Annotated in this window: 16 protein-coding genes; 9 read left to right on the plus strand and 7 right to left on the minus strand. The window is 28.6% G+C overall.

Annotated elements, in window-relative coordinates; all coding sequences use genetic code 11:
* Positions 1–118 precede the first annotated feature (118 nt).
* A complete protein-coding gene (locus RT714_RS15920) occupies positions 119–241 on the minus strand; it encodes an FAD-binding protein (protein ID WP_399326281.1) in 123 nt (40 codons plus the stop codon).
* A gap of 84 nt (positions 242–325) precedes the next feature.
* On the opposite strand from RT714_RS15920, the gene RT714_RS06690 reads away from it, so the two are divergent.
* From RT714_RS06690 to gnd, 6 genes are all read left to right on the plus strand, one after another.
* Positions 326–787 (plus strand): OsmC family protein, encoded by a 462-nt coding sequence (locus RT714_RS06690; RefSeq protein ID WP_313756804.1) that lies wholly within the window; start codon positions 326–328, stop codon positions 785–787.
* A gap of 20 nt (positions 788–807) precedes the next feature.
* Positions 808–2,046 (plus strand): amidohydrolase family protein, encoded by a 1,239-nt coding sequence (locus RT714_RS06695; protein WP_313756805.1) that lies wholly within the window; start codon positions 808–810, stop codon positions 2,044–2,046.
* A gap of 149 nt (positions 2,047–2,195) precedes the next feature.
* On the plus strand, positions 2,196–3,053 hold the full coding sequence (locus RT714_RS06700; protein WP_313756806.1) for a MurR/RpiR family transcriptional regulator: 858 nt from the start codon (positions 2,196–2,198) through the stop codon (positions 3,051–3,053).
* 118 nt (positions 3,054–3,171) lie between these two features.
* Complete coding sequence (locus RT714_RS06705; protein WP_313756807.1) at positions 3,172–4,701, plus strand: gluconokinase; 1,530 nt, start codon at positions 3,172–3,174, stop codon at positions 4,699–4,701.
* A 12-nt stretch (positions 4,702–4,713) separates the two neighbouring features.
* On the plus strand, positions 4,714–6,060 hold the full coding sequence (locus tag RT714_RS06710) for a gluconate:H+ symporter (protein ID WP_313756808.1): 1,347 nt from the start codon (positions 4,714–4,716) through the stop codon (positions 6,058–6,060).
* Between the two features lie 87 nt (positions 6,061–6,147).
* Positions 6,148–7,044, plus strand: coding sequence for a phosphogluconate dehydrogenase (NAD(+)-dependent, decarboxylating) (gene gnd / locus RT714_RS06715; protein WP_313756809.1), 897 nt, complete (start codon positions 6,148–6,150; stop codon positions 7,042–7,044).
* Between the two features lie 72 nt (positions 7,045–7,116).
* Here the strand turns inward: gnd and RT714_RS06720 are convergent, their stop codons facing one another.
* From RT714_RS06720 to RT714_RS06745, 6 genes are all read right to left on the minus strand, one after another.
* On the minus strand, positions 7,117–8,013 hold the full coding sequence (locus tag RT714_RS06720) for a DUF3298 domain-containing protein (RefSeq protein WP_313756810.1): 897 nt from the start codon (positions 8,011–8,013) through the stop codon (positions 7,117–7,119).
* Positions 8,006–8,515, minus strand: coding sequence for a sigma-70 family RNA polymerase sigma factor (locus RT714_RS06725; RefSeq protein ID WP_313756811.1), 510 nt, complete (start codon positions 8,513–8,515; stop codon positions 8,006–8,008). The genes RT714_RS06720 and RT714_RS06725 overlap by 8 nt, the downstream gene beginning before the upstream one ends.
* Positions 8,516–8,705: 190 nt before the next feature.
* The gene (locus tag RT714_RS06730) at positions 8,706–9,476 is read right to left on the minus strand and encodes a Na-translocating system protein MpsC family protein (protein WP_313756812.1); all 771 of its coding nucleotides are present in this window, start codon (positions 9,474–9,476) and stop codon (positions 8,706–8,708) included.
* 232 nt (positions 9,477–9,708) lie between these two features.
* The gene (locus RT714_RS06735) at positions 9,709–11,703 is read right to left on the minus strand and encodes a methyl-accepting chemotaxis protein (protein WP_313756813.1); all 1,995 of its coding nucleotides are present in this window, start codon (positions 11,701–11,703) and stop codon (positions 9,709–9,711) included.
* A 136-nt stretch (positions 11,704–11,839) separates the two neighbouring features.
* Positions 11,840–12,469 carry a hypothetical protein gene (locus RT714_RS06740; RefSeq protein ID WP_313756814.1) on the minus strand — a complete coding sequence of 210 codons (630 nt, stop codon included), beginning with the start codon at positions 12,467–12,469 and terminating at the stop codon, positions 11,840–11,842.
* A gap of 43 nt (positions 12,470–12,512) precedes the next feature.
* The gene (locus tag RT714_RS06745) at positions 12,513–13,709 is read right to left on the minus strand and encodes a GAF domain-containing sensor histidine kinase (protein WP_313756815.1); all 1,197 of its coding nucleotides are present in this window, start codon (positions 13,707–13,709) and stop codon (positions 12,513–12,515) included.
* A gap of 521 nt (positions 13,710–14,230) precedes the next feature.
* Between RT714_RS06745 and RT714_RS06750 the strand changes: the two genes are divergently transcribed.
* From RT714_RS06750 to RT714_RS06760, 3 genes are all read left to right on the plus strand, one after another.
* The gene (locus RT714_RS06750; protein ID WP_216544199.1) at positions 14,231–15,010 is read left to right on the plus strand and encodes an ABC transporter ATP-binding protein; all 780 of its coding nucleotides are present in this window, start codon (positions 14,231–14,233) and stop codon (positions 15,008–15,010) included.
* Positions 15,011–16,636 (plus strand): hypothetical protein, encoded by a 1,626-nt coding sequence (locus RT714_RS06755; protein ID WP_313756816.1) that lies wholly within the window; start codon positions 15,011–15,013, stop codon positions 16,634–16,636.
* A 219-nt stretch (positions 16,637–16,855) separates the two neighbouring features.
* A complete protein-coding gene (locus tag RT714_RS06760; RefSeq protein ID WP_313756817.1) occupies positions 16,856–18,439 on the plus strand; it encodes a sensor domain-containing diguanylate cyclase in 1,584 nt (527 codons plus the stop codon).
* The last annotated feature ends 6 nt before the right edge of the window (positions 18,440–18,445 follow it).

The following is an 18,445-nucleotide window of genomic DNA, read 5'->3' on the forward strand; positions in this document are numbered from 1 at the left end:
TAAGGGGCTTATTGATGTAAACAATTTCAACATTCTATCTCCAGTTATTAAATAATCAATATACTTGAAAACACCCCTTAATCTTTAAATTAAGGGGTGTTTCCAATACTTAGAATAATTATTTATTTTTTGACGCATTTTCACCTAATCTATTTGTACCATGGATACCGTCAGTAACTTCTCCAGCTGCAAATAAGCCGGTGATTATAGATATAAACTTGTCATTGTATATTTCTATAATACTGTCAAAAGATTGACAATATTATTTGCTAGTAATATACTGTAAATGTTAGATTAAATTAAATTAAATGAGGGGGTTTTTTTAATGGCTATTGAGGTTTTTAAAAGTACAACTAAACTAACTAATGGTATGAAAGTAGAGTGTAAAGCTAGGAATCATACTATCCTTTTAGATGAACCAGAAGAACTAGGCGGAACAGATACTGGAATGAATCCAGTAGAAGCAGTATTATCTGCACTAGGAGCTTGTAAATGTATAGTAGCTAGGTGTTTTGCAAAAGCCCATAGAATTGATCTAGAAGATTTTTATATTGAATTAGAAGGGGATTTAGATCCAGATGGATTTATGGGAAAAAATAAAGATGCTAAAATTGGTTTTTCTGAGATAAGATCTAATATATATATTAAATCAAACTCATCAAAAGAAGATATTGAAAAATTTATTGAATTTATAGATAGAACTTGCCCAGTGGCAGACACTTTAGCAAATTCACCTAAATTAATAACAAATGTAAAAATAGAAAGTGATAAAGCTTTATCAGTTTAGACAAAGAGGAGGATGTATAGGTGAAGACGACTATATTTACTGGTGGATTATTGATAAGAGGAAATGGAGAAGTAGTGGACAACTCCATGGTTGTTATTGAAGGAACAAAGATTAAATACGCAGGACCTATTACGAATATTGATTTTGATGGAGAAAAGATAGATATAACTGGAAAAACTATTATGCCAGGTCTAATAGATACACATCTTCATTTTAGTGGAAATCTAAGTGATAATGATACGGAATGGGTTCTTGAACCAGTTATACAAAAGACTATAGTTGCTGTAGCTCAAGCTAAGGAAGCATTGGAACATGGATTAACAACTGTTGGAGAAATTTCTCGCTCAGGTATTCATATTAGAAATATGATTGAGAAAGGCATTATTCCCGGACCTAGAGTTATAACAACTGGTCTTGGGTTTTGCAGAACTGCTGGACATGGGGATTCTCATGAGTTGCCTTTAGAATATAACAATGACTCCCATCCTTGGGCTGAAAGAGTAGATGGACCTTGGGAACTTAGGAAAGCTATTAGAAAAAGACTTCGTGAAAACCCAGATGCAGTTAAGATTTGGTCTACAGGCGGAGGAATATGGAGATATGATGCTAAAGCAGCTACCCATTATTCTATGGAGGAAATACAAGCAGTAGTTGATGAATGTAATATGGTAGATATTCCAGTATGGTCCCATGCAGAAGGTTATGAAGGTGCATTAAATTCATGTAAGGCTGGTGTATCAGCTATTATTCATGGACAAGAGTTAAATGAAGAATGTCTAGAAATTATGAAGGAAAAGGATATTACCTTCTGCCCTACTTTACAGTTTTTCTATGAATGGTTCACTGTATATGAGCCACCTTATAGACCTATACATGATAAATATCCAGGTAATACAACTGCGGAGAAAGAATTAAATCGTATAATAGATAATCTGCAAAATGCCAATAAGAAGGGTATCCGTATAACAGTAGGGTCAGACTCATTTTGCAGTAGTTTAACTCCTTATGGAAAGTATGCAATAACTGAAATGTATGCTCTAAATAAAGCGGGTCTGTCGGAGATGGAAGTAATATTAGCTGCAACTAAGAATGGTGCAGAGATGTTAAAAATAGATGATATTACTGGAACTCTAGATGAAGGTAAGTATGCTGATTTAATAGTTCTTCAAGATAATCCGCTTCAAGATATTCATAATATATCCGTTGAAAAGATGGAAGTAATTATGAAGGAAGGGGAATTTGTAAGGCGATTAATATAAAATAATATTTAATAAAAGTATCCCTCAATTTTTATAATTGGGGGATACTTTTTATTATATAAATACTATAAGGTTTATACTAGATACTATAAATATGTTAAAATATTAGAATAAGAAAAAAATTTTTTTCTAATAAAAGGAGAATGATTATGGATAAAAATAATGAAAAGGGTTGTTTAGAAAGAATTGTAAAGTTGTATAGTAATTTAAATAAAGCAGAAAAGAAAGCAGCAAAATATATATTAGAAAATCCTAGAGATATAGTACATTTTTCAATAACAGAACTTGCTGAATCTAGTGATGTAAGTGAAACGACTATTTTTAGATTATGTAATAGTTTAGGATATAAGGGATTTCAAGATTTGAAAATTAATTTAGCAGGTACAATTATTAAACCTATAGAAAATATACATGAGGAAATAGAAGAAGGTGATGACTCTTATATTATTATGAAAAAAGTATTAAATGCCAATATCTTTAGCATGGAAAGCACTATTAAGTTAAATAATCCAGAAAAATTAGAAGATATAAGCAAACTTATATTAGATTCCTCCCAATTGTTATTTTTTGGGATGGGGGGGTCAGCATCCTTAGCAGAAGATGCATATCATAAATTTATTAGAACAGGGATAAAATGCAATGTAAGCGGAGATTCTCATTGGCAGGCAATGTATATATCTATGGCAGAAAAAGGTGATTTAGTATTTGCTTTTTCAAATTCTGGAAGTAATAAAGAGTTGCTAGATACAATTAAGATAGCTAGAGAAAAGGGTCTAAAGGTAGTTTCTATAACAGGAAATGCAAAATCTCCTATTGCACAAGAATCAGATATCAACTTAATTTGCTATGGAAAAGAATCTATGTTTAGATCTGAAGCTATGGAATCTAGATTAACTACATTAATGTTAATGGATTGTATTTATATTAAGGTAGCATTAGTAAAAAAAGAAGAAACTTTAGGAAATCTTGTAAAGATAAGAGAAGGAATAGCTTTTAAAAGACTATAGTAAAATTTTCTGTCTTTAGAAAGAAATTTTCTTCATGGTTGAATAAATATAATAATATGATATAATAAAGAAAAAAGTTTCGTATCATTAATACTATAAGATTGTAGGAGGAACAAATATGTTTTCTGTTGGGATAGACATTGGTACCACAAGTACAAAAGCCATATTATTTGATGAAAATGGGAAAATGTATGGAAAAGCATCAAAGGAATATCCAATTAATACTCCATCACCTGCCATGAGAGAACAAAATATACAAGAAATTTTTAATGCAGTGGTAACTACACTTGGTGAAATATCAAAGTTGGCTAAAGGTTTAAAAGGAGATATTTCTTTTGTTTCTTTCTCTTGTATGATGCATAGCATTATTGTAGTAGATAAAGATTGTAACCCTCTTACAGAGTGCATTATTTGGGCAGATAGTAGAAGTACTGAGTACGCAGAAGAATATAAAAAGAACGGAAAAGGGATAGAGTTGTATAAAAGAACCGGTACTCCTTGTCATCCAATGTCACCTCTTTATAAAATTATGTGGATAAGAGACAATCAACCTGAAATATTTAATAGGGCTTATAAATTTATTTCAATAAAAGAATATATTTTATATAAATTTTTTAATGAATATATTGTAGATTATTCCATAGCATCAGCTACAGGGATGTTTAATATATATGATTTTAAATGGGATGAAGAGGCACTTAGACTTGCAGGAATTAAGGAAGAACAATTATCTAAGGCATTTCCTACTACATATTGTATCAAAGGAATGAATGAGGAATATCAAAAATTAACAGGATTTAATAATAATACTGTAATAGTCCTGGGTGCCAGTGACGGTTGTTTAGCTAATCTTGGCTCAAATGGCATAGAAGTTGGTTCAGCAGTAGTCACTATAGGTACTAGTGGAGCAATTAGAGTAGTATCTGATAAACCTATGATAGATAGTGAGGGCAGGACTTTTTGTTATATTTTAACAGAAGATAAGTACGTATCAGGAGGTCCAATAAACAATGGTGGAATGGTCTATCGTTGGTTTAGAGATAATTTTTCTCAGAAGGAAATAGCAGAAGCAGATAAATTAAATATAGATCCTTATGAATTAATTAATATTTTAGTAGAAAACACTAAGGTAGGTAGTGATGGGTTAATTTTTCTGCCTTTTTTAACAGGAGAAAGAGCACCTTATTGGAATGCAAATTTAAGGGGGGCTTTTGTAGGAATATCTGATATTCACAAGAGAAGACATTTTGCTAGAGCTATAGTTGAAGGCATATCCTATGCTATAAATGATGTATTTCAAGTATTAAAGGAATTAACAGATAAAATTGATGTAATATATGTTAATGGCGGATTTACAAAATCAAAGTTATGGATTCAAATACTATGTGATATCTTAAATACTAATATTGTTGTATCAAATAATTATGAAAGCCCCTGTTTAGGAGCAGTAATGTTAGGTATGGTAGCAGTAAATAAGGTCAAAGATTTTTCTGAGTTAAGTTATATGTTGGAAGATGGAGATAGATATACTGTGACAGAAGCTAAAGAATTATATGAAGAATTATTCAATATCTATCAAGAAATTATTTTTAGTTCGATGAATGTGTTAGAAAAACTGGCACATTTTCAAAAAAATAAAATATCTTAGGAGGGTAAAAGTATGCAAAGCCAATTGTATTTAGTATCACTTCTTATTATTTCAGTTGCGGTATTATTATTTCTTATTATGAAACTTAAACTCCATGCTTTTGTTTCTCTATTGATAGTTAGTATGCTAACAGCAATTGCTGCTGGGATGCCTATTCAATCTATTATGGGAACAATACAATCCGGTATGGGAGGAACTTTAGGTTTCATATCAGTAGTAGTAGGTTTAGGGGCTATGTTTGGTCAAATGTTAGAAGTATCTGGAGGCGCAGAGAGATTAGCTAGAACCCTTATTAAATCTTTTGGAAAAGATAAGGCAGCTTGGGCATTGGGATTGGCAGGGTTTATTATATCAATACCAGTATTCTTTGATGTAGGATTTATTATTTTAGTTCCATTAGTTTACTCACTATCTAAAGAAACTAAAAAATCTTTACTTCATTATGGGATACCATTATTAGCAGGGTTAGCAGTAACTCATGCATTTGTACCGCCTACACCAGGGCCTGTTGCAGTTGCTCAATTAGTTGGAGCAGACTTGGGTAAGGTAATTTTATTCGGTATTATTGCAGGGATTCCAGCTATGATTATAGCAGGACCAGTATTTGGAAAGTTTATTGGTGAAAGAATATATGCAGATATACCAGACTATATGTCTTTTGATGATAGTATTATAACAAAGGATGATAAGGACTTACCGTCTTTCTCATTAATAATTACACTAATATTAATTCCAATAGTTTTAATATTATTAAATACTTCAGCAACTGTATTTTTGCCTGAAGGCAACTCATTGAGAAATATTGTGAGTTTTATTGGACATCCTTTTTCAGCCTTGACTATTGCAACAGTATTGGCATTTATTACCCTTGGTAAACATAAGGGACTTAGTAGGGAAGAAGTAAGCAAGGTTGCTACTGCAGCTCTTGCACCAACAGGACTGATTTTATTGGTTACAGGTGCTGGTGGTATATTTAAGCAAGTTCTTACAGATAGTAATATAGGAAAGATGTTAGCAGAAGGGTTGGCTAGTTCAAGTATGAATCCAATTATCTTAGCATTTTTAATTGCAACAGTAGTTAGGGTTGCAGCAGGATCAGCAACAGTAGCTATGATGACTGCAGGCGGTATTATGGCCCCTCTTCTTCCAGCTTTTAATGTAGAGCCAGCATTAGTAGTAATTGCCATTGCCTCTGGTGCAACTGTACTTTCCCATGTAAATGATAGTGGATTTTGGTTAGTAAATAGATATTTTGGAATATCAGAAAAGGATACATTAAAGTCTTGGACTGTAATGGAAACATTAATTGGTATAGTGGGATTGATATCAGCTCTAATATTAAGTATATTTATTAAGTAAAAGTAAATAATCCTCCTGTACTTTTGTATAGGAGGATTATTTTACGGATGGATTATTTTATTGATTAACTAAAGAGAGGATGGTAATATGGAAGTTGGAATAATTGGACTTGGAAAAATGGGCTATAACTTGGCGTTAAATTTAAAGAAAAATGGACATAAGGTTGTAGCCTATGATGTATCTGAGGAAAATGTAAAAAATATTATTGAAAAAGAAATAGAGGGTGTTTTTTCTATTGAAGATTTAGTAAGCAAACTAAATAATAGAAAAATTATATGGTTAATGATACCGGCAGGAGAAATTGTTGATGAAGTAATTAAAGAACTTCTAAATTATTTATCAGATAGGGATATAATAATTGATGCTGGAAATTCAAATTATAAGGATTCTATTAGAAGATATAATTATTTGAAAGAAAAAAACATTGAGTTTCTAGACTGTGGGACTAGTGGAGGACCATCTGGAGCATTAAATGGAGCTTGTTTAATGATAGGTGGAGATGAAAATATATATAATTACTGTGAAGAAATGTTTGAAGCTATATCTGTAAAAGGTGGATATCTATATGTGGGTAAAGCGGGTTCTGGACATTTTGTAAAAATGGTTCACAATGGGATTGAATATGGTATGATGCAATCAATAGCAGAAGGTTTTGAAGTGCTGCATAAATCTGAGTACGATATAGATTATGAAAAGGTAGCGAAGTTATGGAATAATGGATCTGTAATTAGATCTTGGTTAATGGAACTAGTAGAAATAGCTTTTAATAAAGATAAAAATCTTGAATCTATAAAAGGAATTATGCAATCTTCGGGAGAAGGGAAATGGACTGTAGAAACAGCACTAGATTTACAGGTGGCTACACCAGTTATTGCAATGTCACTATTTATGAGATATAGATCATTAGAAGAAGATACCTTCGCAGGGAAAATAGTAGCCGCCCTTAGAAATGAATTTGGCGGACACGAAGTTAAAAAAAGATGATTATTTAAACTTAACTAAAAAATAGATATCCCCTTGACTATTATAGTAAGGGGATAAATTTGTTGAAATCTATTATTTTATATATTCATTACTAACTAATATATCTGATATTGCCTCTGTTGGAATAACAAACTCAGGGTTTCCCATGTATCCAGGTGCTACTTCATATTTATCAAAGGAGATTACCAATTTTCCTTCACTTGTGATATAGAAACTTTGTTCATTTGAAATCTTTTCAAAAGGATCTACAAGTTCTTCGTCTAGACCTTCAACCCAGTAAGCTTTATTTTCATCGGATTTCATTTGTTCTTTCATTTGACTCTTAATATTTTCGCTTATAATATCAACATAGGTATTATCCTTAAATAAACTAGGTAATGTTATTAAAATTTGCTTTTCTTTATCTATAGTATCGTATTTAATTGTTGTTGAAGATGAAGCCGCTGTATTTACAACAAAACGTCCAATAGAAAGTATTTTATCTGTATCAGTTTTTATTTCATATCCATGATCTATCCCTAGATGTCCGCCACCATCTTTTTCCAAATCCTTCATATCCTTCATAAATGCATCATATAGTTCCTTGCCTTCATTTAAATATTTTTCATTTAAACTATTTTCTAATTCCTTATTTTCTAAGCCTTGCACTTCTGGAACCTTAATATCAGCATTATAAGTATCTTCATCTATTTTATATTCTCTAAATGTCAATACTTTTACTATGCCACCTACAACGGGTACCTTTGATAATGTACTTGCTAATACTGGACTAGAATTTACCCCAGCTGTTAGTAAAACAATTGATGCAGCCACAGATGCCGATGTTACTTTAATTTTTTTAATATTATTTTTTCTTTTCATGTTTTTCCTCCCATTCTTTATTGCTTTTCTAACTAAAAAATCTAACTCTTCTGGAATTTGAGTATTTATATGCTCTTGTTTTAGTTGTTCCAGATTTCTATTATTCATTGTTGACCTCCTTATTTTCATCATCCATTGAGATACGTAAATTTTTTAGACCTTTATAAAGTCGAGTTTTTACAGTATTTATATTTTCATCTAAAATTTCTGCAATTTCTTCTAGCTTTAAATCCTCGAAAAATCTTAGTACTATTATACTTCGATAATTTTCTGGTAAAGCTTCTAAGGCTTTTTCTAAGTCTATATTGGGATAATTGTCAACTGTACCTATATCATTATTTAATAAAAACTCTTCATCAGTCGCAACTTCTCTTTTTCTCTTACGAAGTAAATCCAATGAAACATTTACTATAATCCTATAAAACCAAGTTTTTATATAATCAAAGTTTTTAAGTGAATCAATAGATGAAAAAGCTTTATAAATAGATTCTTGAACAACGTCCAATGCATCATCAATATTTTTCACATAACTATAAGCTAGCCTATAAAAAAGTTCTTTATTTTCAATAATATAATTTTCAAGTTGTTTTTCTAAGTTGTTATTTGCCATTCGTACGAATTTCTCCCTTCAGCTGTTGTGGGGTCTTTTTTTCATCTTACACTATATAGACGGATATGTAGTATAGAAAGTTTTGGATTTTAAAAAATAATTAATAAATTTTTGGATTCTAGAAAATTATCTCCATAGGATTATTTTATAGACCAGGCTGAAAGCAGAAAGGAAAAGGATATTACTAAAATTATATAATTTCTAGCAATATCCTTTCAAATTCTTCTTTAGGGTAAACTTCTATTTTTCTAGTTTTTACTTTTCTATCTATTAATCTATTTATATCATCTTCAACCTTCCATATAGTATTTTCATAAACAATTTTTCTAAACATTTCAATACCTTTATAATATTGTCCTATAGCTAATATATTTTCTTCTAAAATTGTTAAAGTTGATTTTGAAATTATCTCAATTCTTTTACCATTTATGAAAACATTAATATATTTTGCTCCTTTTCCTGCTATTTCTTTTAGATATTTGGAATAAATATTTCTTATTTCTATTTCCAACATATTTTTAGCATCCTCTGTTAAAATAAAACTTTGATTTATTACTAATAACCCTTCCTTTTCTTCTAAAATATCTGTAGCTATTTGAGTTAAGCTTCTTACTAAAATATCTATATCAATAGGTTTAATCAAATATTTTTCTATTTTTAAGTCTACGGTTTCTAAAATAGTTTTTGCATCAGATAAAGCAGATGTTATGATACAAGGTATACGATATCCTCTTTCTCTTAAATCTCTCATCATCTCAATTCCATTCATATCTGACATAATTAAATCAGTTACTATTATGTCGGGCATAAACTTAACGCATAATCTTATACCAGAATCTCCATTCTCTGCCATGATTATTTTACCAACTTTTTTCTTTAAAGAATTATAAACCCAATTTCTAGTAAGATTATCATCTTCTACATACAATATTTTAATGTGTTGTAATACATTCTTATTCACATTTCACAGCTCCTTCTATTCTTTGCAACCTTTTTGGAATATTAATAAATTATTGATACTATAATATCATTATATATTTTTTAAAAACTTTTCCAATAGCATTAAAGTACTATAATAAAAACTATATTTACTTTTCAAAATATACTAATACTCATAGATACAAGGGTATTATCAATTTAAGTTAATAAAAAACCCTTTGTTTTATTTTACCAAAGGGTTTTTTTACTTACAATCAAAGTTTAACTTGGGACACAATTTCTTCCAAATTTTCAGATACCCGTCTATTTTTTTCCATTGTATCTTTTATATCGGATATAGCTTCAACTATATTCATATTTTTTTCAGCTATATTAGTAGTTGCAATTGTAGATTCTTCTACGGTGCTAGAGATTTCATTCATAGAATTAGATACTTGATTAATAGTGGCAGATAACTCTTCTGAGGTGGCAGATAATTCAGAGAGTATATTGTTTAGCACAGAACCATCTTCTCTATATTCTTTGACTGCTTCTACCATCATTTCATAATCATTTATAATGTCTTTTTCTAAGAAATGTATTAACTCATTTGTATTATTTACTAACTGTTCTACAGCCTTAGTTATACTTTCAGTTACATTTTGTATTTCTCCCACTGTATCATGAGAACTTTCAGCTAATTTCCTTATTTCGTCAGCCACTACGGCAAATCCTCTACCAGATGTTCCAGCTCTAGCTGCTTCTATGGCTGCATTCAAGGCAAGTAAGCTTGTTTGTTCTGATATTTCTAATATGGCATTGGAGAGTATCTTTATTTCATCTACTTTTTTAGAAGATTTAATAGCTTCTTCTATCTCTTTTCTTGTATTAACATATATACTCATAGTGCTATCTTTTGCTTCTGTAAATTGACTACTTAAATTTCCAGCCTTGCTACTTATTTCATTAGATGTAAGAGCACCTTCCTCGACTTTTTGAGCGAAATCTGATATAGCTTTATCAATATCATTAGTGGATTCTTTTATGGATAAAGCTGTAGCGGTGGTTTCTTCCATTCCTGCTGATAACTCTTCAGTAGTAGCTGATGTATCTTCTGCTTGATTTACTAGGAAATTCAATCTGTCTACAGTATCGTTATATACTTGATGATTGGCATTAATAGATTCATTCATATTCCTCATAAAATCTTTTAATTTAATGATTATATTTTGATATGAATTATACATTTGACCGATTTCATCTTTTCTATTTAAATCCTTTTCATCTATTGTATCTAATAGATTAAGATTTCCTATATTTTCTGCAATCTTAACTGTTTTAACTATTGGTTTTGTGATGGAATTTGATATATATACTGATACAATTAAAGAAATCATTAAAACAATAATAGTTGCAGCAATAGTGTAGAAAATTACATTATCAATGGTTCCTACAGCTTCTTTAACAGATATTGCTAGGCCTACCTTCCAATTTGATTCTAGAATATCTCCAAATAAGAAAAATCTGTTTGTCCCATCATAGTCTTTTAATTTCCTATCTCTCATTTTCAAACTATCTTCTTCTATTAATTTTAAAAGGTTTCCATCTAATAAATTATCAATATTTATGTAGTTTCCATCAATAGGTTTAAATTCATCATTAAGATGAGTTAAAAGATTTCCATTATGGTCTATTAAAAAGGCATATGAATCCTGTCCTACATCTACATTAAGTATTAGATTTACTAAATAATCAATCTTTATATCTGTAGATATAACTCCTTCTTTTCCATCAATTGTTTTAAATGCCTTTGAAATTGTTACTACCATATCCTTTGTCTGTGCATCTATATAAGGTTCTGATATATAAAAATCATTAGTTTTCATTGCACCTATATACCAGCCTCTTTGAGTTGGATCATAATCAGGTTTAAATTCACTAGAATCTAAATAATATTGGTCAGAAAAACACATATAATATTCATTTCCTGGATTTCTTTCTGTTGCTTTTTTTAAATAATTAGAGGCATAATTATATTCAAAATTATTTGTTACCAGCATACCATCCATAACTTCAAATAAAGAATCTTTTTGTAAAGACATCCATTTATCTATGTCTTTTGCTATACTTGTAGTTATTAGCTGGGATTTATCATTGACCTCCTTTTCAAGTTTCAGTATAGATAAGTTAAAGTTAATTGTTGAAATAGATAAAATACTAATAATACATAATAATGTAGTAAATAAGATTATTTTATTTCTTAATTTCATAAACAAAAACTCCTTTCCCTTAATAGGCAATATAGTTATAAGTTTATCAACTGTTATTCTAAGTATATATAGCCATAATTTTGCATTTTGAAACAATTTTCCAAATTTTCTATATACATTATAATTGCTTTTGTTATTAAATTATTTGAACATAATTACTTTCATAATTGATAATATTCTTTTTCGTATTTTTTTCTTTATCATATTCTACTTTTCTTATAAACCAATCCGGGAACTTAAACTCTATGTGTAAATAACCTTTAATAAAATCTAATCTTGCTCTTGAAGCATCCCATTTCTGAGGGTGTTCTTTTAAGAATAAAATAAAATCTTCTGCCTTAACTTGAAATATCTTTTTTTCTCCAAATTTTCTACTCTTTATATATCCATCTTTTATCCATCCATAAATTAAACTTGGATCTTTATTTAATAAATATCCAATATCTCCAGTGGTTAAGAACTCTCCATTGGCTATTCGGGAAGGACCTAATTGAAGCTGTATTGCCTTTTTTTTAATAGCATTATTACTTCTATTCAATTGTTTCGATATCTTTTCCATGGGTTCATGTCCCCATTTTTCAATTAAGTAATTTATTTCTTCCTCTTTCCACTTTTTCATAGTGTTTGTTAGGTTTAAACGTTTTGCTTTTTTAAATATAGAATTGCGACTTCTTTTCAATTTGTTTTCAATTTCTTCTATATTTTTGGTTCCATAGTTATTCTTTAAATATTGTATTTCATCGTCACTCCATTTTCTATAAATCATTTTATCCCTCTTTCCTTTATGAAAATTAATATTATGACTAGTTCTAATAAGAATCTTTTTGTTGGAAGGGTAGTTTTATAGTAAACTTAGCACCTTGCCATTGGCTTTCACTGGCTGTTATTAAGCCGTTGTACTTATTTGTAACAATATCATATGCTATGGTTAATCCTAATCCTGTTCCTGCCACTAACCCTTTTGTGGTAAAAAAGGGTTCAAATAATTTACATTTTACCTCTTCAGAAAATCCCATTCCACTATCTTCTATTTCACACACTAGATACATATTTTCTTTATAAGTTTTAATTTTTAAATTATTGGAGATTGTTTGTCCAGTTTTGGAATGTAACTCTATCTTTTTTCTAATTTCGTAAATAGAATTTTTTATAATATTTAAAAGAACTTGACTTATTTCTATTTTATTGCATAAAATAGAAGGCAAATCTTTAGAAAGTTCTAATTCTACTTCATCAAAAATTTTCATATCTAAGCTTAATATATTTAATACATAATATATAATTTCATTAAAGTTTTCTTCATTCAATCCTATTAACTTAGATAATTCTTTACTTTGCATTAGTTTAATTATTTCATTTTGTTTAAGTATTTGAGAATTTAAACCCTCTATATGTTTTTCTTTATCATCTAAAGCCTTCACTATAGATTGAAATTGTTTTTCGTACTCTAATTTCGAAAAAATACTTGAAAACATTTCAGCTGTGATTTTTAATAAAAACTCACAATCCTTATCCCAGGTTTTATTTTCAAAAATATTATCTAAACCTAAATAACCAATTAAGTTATCATTATAGATTAGGGGCAATACAATAAGTGATTTGACATTTTGCTTGAATAGAGTTTCCTTTTCTGTTTTAGCTTCTTCTGGCATATTCTTTATATTACTGATAATAATACTTTTATTATCCTTTAGTTTTTCAAACCACCATGGAAAAAATTTAGTTTTTAAATCTTGCAAATTATCTTTTTCAGAGCTAACACCTTTAGCACACCATTCATAAACATTATCCATATATTTAAAATCATCTCTAAATAAAAACACATATGCCCTGGAGGAGTTAGTATTCTCCCCTAACTCTTCTAAACATTTCTCTATTAAATAGTCTTCACCTAATTTAATATTTATTAATTTAGATGATATGCTGGAAAATACCTCCAAAAATATTTTGGCTTCTTTAATACATTTTTCGTAGCTAATATCTTCAAGGTTATTGTTTTTCACCATATTCCTTTCCTCCCTTTATATTTATATAGTTAAAACAATTTTCATAAAAGTTTATTAATAAAATTTTAATATTTTAAATCATATTATCGATAATTTCCACTAGTTTACAGATTTGAAGTGTTGTTATTTCCTAATCTTTTACCATAAAATCTCTTCCTAATTTATAATTTTAGAAAAATAAAAAAGCCCATAATAAAAGAAAGTATAATCTTTTATTATGGGCTTTTTAAATTACAAAGGTTTCCTTTGGTTTAAATAGCTGTTCCATAATTATATAATTTTAATTTTAAGATTTTCATAATTTTAGATTTAAGTCTAGCTTATACAGATGTATATCCACACTTATTTATCTAATATTTAACAAAATAATTTATTTCAACTTTATCATATATTAAGGAAGTTTAAAAGTCAAGTTTTTATTTTTTATGCTATGGTAAAATCCAGAAATTTTAATAAAATTATAACAAATAAAATCCATTATGATATAATACCATTAATATTTTGACAAAGGGGATGGGGATATGGAGCCAATAATAAAAATAAGGGATTTAAGAAAGAGCTATGGGACTAGAGAAGTCTTAAAGGGAATTAACTTAGATATATATAATGGGGAAATAATAGGATATATAGGACCTAATGGAGCTGGTAAAAGCACTACTGTAAAAATTATGCTGGGTTTAGTGGGAGAATATTCTGGAGATATAAATATATTTGGAAAAGATATAAGGAATGGAGAAGCTGAATATAAAAAGAAAATTGGCTATGTACCAGAAACTGCTGAGATTTATGAGAACCTTACAGCAAGGGAATATCTTACCTTTATAGGAGAACTTTATGGTATGGAATACGAAGTGGCAAATAAAAAGGCAGAGAAATTAATGGAGTTATTTGGGATTAAGAACGTTTATGATGCAAGGATTAGCTCATATTCAAAAGGAATGAAGCAGAAAGCAATTATAATATCAGCTTTGATTAATGACCCAGATATTCTCTTTCTAGATGAACCTTTATCTGGAATGGATGCAAATAGTGTTATGGTGTTTAAAGAGGTATTAGCAGAATTATCTAGAAGAGGAAAGACCATATTCTACTCTTCCCACATCATGGAAGTTGTAGAAAAAATCAGTAGCAGAATAATACTTATAAATAATGGAGAGATAGTAGTAGATGGAAGTTTTAAAGATTTAAAAAGTAGCTCTATGGATGGTTCCTTAGAGGAAATTTTCAATCAACTAACAGGGTTTAATGAACATGAGAAAATAGCTAAGGACATAGTATCTACCATAGAAGAGGTGATGTAGGTGAATGATTTTAAAATATTAAAATTTTTGGATATTTTTAAATGGTTATTTGAAAAAATGGGTGTAGATTATCAGACTATGAGAAAGATACTTAATGTGAAGTTAATATTAGACGGAAGAAGAGTCTCTACTGTTATAAACAATAGAAATAAGAAAAAAGAAGAGGAAACTGATAATAAAAATAATTTTTTAAAATCTTTGGGCGTATATATATTGATGGGATTTTTTTTGATTTTCTTTATAGTAATAGGAGAAAATTATTTATTTCAGATGAGTTTTATATTTGGGATTATTATGTTTTTATTGATGACCTCTTTAATGGCCGATTTTAGTTCTGTGTTACTTGATGTAAAGGATAAGGAAATATTGCTCTCTAAGCCAGTGAATAGTATAACATTAAATATGGCTAAGATAATTCATATATTTATATATATTAGTGCTATTACATTGGCAATTTCAGGACCATCACTTGTTGTATCTATAGTAAGACATGGAAGGATATTTTTTTCCATATATTTAGTGGAAGTTATTTTAATAGCATTATTTATAATTATAATTACAGCACTTATTTATCTTTTAGTTCTTAGATTTTTTAGTGGTGAAAAGTTAAAAGATATAATTAATTATGTTCAAATAGGATTAACTATAGTTATGTCTATAGGATATCAATTAATAGGCAAGTTTTTTAACTTAATAGATATACATAATATAGATTTTAAACCTAGTATATGGAAATACTTTTTTCCTCCAATATGGTTTTCTGCACCTTTTGAGTTGATTTTAAATGATAATCGAGAGATGTATATTATTATTTATTCCATACTTGCAGTAGTAGTTCCTATATTATCAATTATAATCTATATTAAACTGATACCAGTGTTTGAACGAAATCTACAAAAGTTAAACAGTGTTGAAGGGCATACTAAGGATAGGAATAAATCTATTATTTTCATATCAAGAATATTTTGTAGAGATAAAGATGAAAGAACTTTTTATAGATTTGCAACAAATATGTTGAAGAACGAAAGAACATTTAAACTAAAGGTTTATCCAAGTTTAGGAATATCTATTATATTTCCTTTTTTAACTATAATCACTATGGGTAGAAAGGAATTCTTAAATATAGCTAATACAAAGAGTTATTTGTGTATTTATATGGTATTTGTCATGATACCTACTGTAATATCATCCTTGGGTTATTCTGGTAATTATAAAGGTTCATGGATATATGAAACTATACCTATTAAAGATAAATCTACTATTTATAAAGGAACAGTTAAAGCAGCTATTTTGAATTTGTTTATTCCTGTGTATGTTTTAGTAAGTTTAGTATTTTTAATTATTTATAAGATGCAAATAGTTGATGAAATCATAGTAGTGGGAATAAATATATTGCTTTTTACAAGTATTGTATTTAATATTTTTGATAGCAATTTACCCTTCTCCAAATCCTTTGAAGTAGGTGAGAAGCCAGAAGGCGGAGGTAAGGGGATTCTTTCTTTGGTTATAATGGGGCTATTTGTACTAGGACATTTTATACTGACTAAAATCCCTTATGGTACATATATTTATATTCCTATTGGATTAATCATAAGCAAAGTTGTTTGGAATAAATGTATTGTTTAGGATAATTCTATTGATGCTGTAATGAAATTTAATTTCATTACAGCCCTTTTTATTTTATAATGATCATATAACTTACTATATATTAATTCAATTATTCTTGACTAGGAATTTCTTAATATTCAATTAGTTTTTATATAAGAAGTTACAACTATTATAGCAATTATGATACAATAAAAACATAAATAAGAAGGCAATTATTAGTTTGAAAGGATGGGGCAATTGAAAAAGGGGATACATAAATTAACTGCCAAAATTTACAACTTAGAGAGAGTAAGAAAACTATATATCTTTCTGCTTATCTTTTCTATAGTTTTTCTATTAGCCATTATAAATTATTTTTATATATCTACCTTTAGAGATGTAAAAATATTATATGCCCAATATATTAAAGAACGTATTATAAACATAAAAAAAGATTTTCTAAAGGATTCTGTTAATAATATGATAAATAATATTGAGCAAACACAAGCAGAGATAATAGAAACTAATAAAAAACGTGTAGATAGAGCGGCTAAGGTTATATCAGAATATCATCAGTTAAAACAAGAAGATTTTTTGAAAAAAACTATTGATTATTTTGAAATAGGAACTACAAAGGAATCTTTTAGTATACTTATATTGGATAGAGATGTAGATGAAGTTTTATATCAAAATAATATAAATCATATGATAGATATTGAAGGTATTCATTCTTATACTGAGAATTTAAAGAAGGATTTCATAGCTTATAACGAAGATGATTATGGACAATACTATATTCTTTATGGTGTGACCAAAGATTATATAAAAAATGCTACTACAGAATCTATAAAAAAACGGATACATAGGGATAGCTTCGAAAATGATGCTTATATTTGGATAAATGAGGTTATAAATTATGATGGTGGAGATGACTATGCTATTCGGCGTATTCATCCAAACTTAAAAGACACAGAAGGTATATATTTATCTACAAAGATGCAGGATATTGAGGGAAATCATCCCTATCTGACGGAACTCAATGGAATTAAAGAAAATGGAGAAATATATTTTACTTATTTTTTTAAAAAGAAAACATGTAATGAAGTTGCTGAAAAGTTAACTTATGCAAAATTATATAAAGATTATAATTGGATTATAGCCATGGGAATTTATTTCGATGATATTCAACCATATATAGATGAAATTTCTAAGGATGGAGATAAAGCTATTTCTAAAATTACTACATTGATAATTATCCTATCATTAGGGTTAATTTTTATAGGGATTTCAATAGTATTAATCTTAGAACATTGGTATTATAAAAACTCCAATAAAGAATTAATGGAAGAACTAAATATGGATGAACTCACTAAGGCTTTTAATAGACGGGCTGCTACAAAAAAATTAGAAGAAATATTCTATTTATTTAGAAGATATAATTATGTTTATACAATTATTTTCTTTGATATAGATGACTTTAAGAAAATTAATGATAATTATGGACATGATGTGGGAGATATAGTTTTAACCAATATTGTAGAAATCATAAATAAGTCTACAAGAAGGACAGATTTTCTTTACAGATGGGGGGGAGAAGAATTTCTTCTTATTTGTGAAGGGCTGAAAGAAGAGCATTTAGAATCATTTACAGATAAAATTTTAAGGGATATAGAAAGTTTTGAGTATGAATCTGAAGGTAAAAAATATCATGTAACTATTTCAATAGGTGCTTCCTATTTCACTGAAGATGATGAAAACTTTTTATCTGCAATCAAAAGAGCTGACATGGCATTATACAAATCTAAAAAATCAGGGAAAAATAGAGCTACACTTGATATATAATATGAT

Origin of the sequence: Tissierella sp. (assembly GCF_032104385.1) — a bacterium.
GTDB lineage: Bacteria > Bacillota > Clostridia > Tissierellales > Tissierellaceae > Tissierella.